Consider the following 985-nt stretch of genomic DNA (forward strand, 5'->3'; position numbering starts at 1 on the left):
GACAGCCAACTCAAAGAAAAGAGCCAGAGCTTACAAACGGCCCAAGAGGAACTTGATCAGGCTCAGCGTCAGTTAACTGAAGCCCAACAAAAATTGAATGCTTTTACCGAAGCCATTAAAGCACCTGAAGCACCTCAAAAATAAAGATTCTATCTCTAAAAAAGGGTCTGCCTTATCTGTAGGCAGACCCTTCCACGGCTCGCTGGCGGGTTAGCACCCTCGGCCTACGGCGCTAGCCTTTCGATCGACCAACTATCATCATGCAAACGCGTATATTGGAAACGATCATGAAGTCGATTTTCACGTCCTTGCCAAAATTCGATTCGAGCCGGCACTATGCGATAGCCGCCCCATGACGAAGGTAAAGGAATCGAACCGGATTTGAATTTCTCTGCCGCTTCACGATACTTTTGTTCTAGAAAAGAACGAGACTCGATCACTTCGCTCTGATCACTACACCAAGCACCAATCTGACTGCCACGCGGCCTGGTTGCAAAATATTTCAAGGAAGCGGCACTGGATATCTTTTCACAACGTCCTTCCACCTTCACCTGACGGTTCAGTGGTAACCAGGGGAACAACATCGCTACTTGAGGGTAGGCTTTAATCTGCTGAGACTTTCGGCTGTTGTAGTTAGTGAAGAAAACAAAGCCGTTTTCATCAAATAACTTCAGTAATACCGTTCGAATGGAGGGGCCTACTTCAAGATCTGTTGTCGCCAGACTGAAGGCATTTGCATCTTGTATGTCTGCATCATTTGCCTGTTGAAACCAGTGTTCAAACTGCTTGAACGGGTCATCAAGTAATTCATCACGGTCCAGGCCCTGGCTCATATATTCGCGACGATAGTCACCGATATCCATACTCTCTTCCTAGCTTGTTGAATCAGATTTAGCTCCAATATTGAGGCTAATATCTTGATAATACAAGCTAAGTAAAAGCGAGAGAAGAGAAATCTTGTGTCTATGCCAAATTCGCGAAAAAG

General features: G+C 45.6%; 1 protein-coding gene. It reads right to left on the bottom strand.

Features of this window, described 5'->3' with window-relative positions; genetic code table 11:
• Positions 1-224 precede the first annotated feature (224 nt).
• Positions 225-863: a pyridoxamine 5'-phosphate oxidase gene (gene pdxH, locus A3761_RS04930; protein WP_068515941.1), complete on the bottom strand. Its 639-nt coding sequence runs from the start codon at positions 861-863 to the stop codon at positions 225-227.
• Between the last annotated feature and the right edge of the window lie 122 nt (positions 864-985).

The sequence above is a fragment of the Oleiphilus sp. HI0123 genome (assembly GCF_001635315.1).

Bases quoted from the DNA above. Each gene is read 5' to 3' on its own strand.
- pdxH (WP_068515941.1), bottom strand. From the start codon at position 863: ATGGATATCGGTGACTATCGTCGCGAATATATGAGCCAGGGCCTGGAC.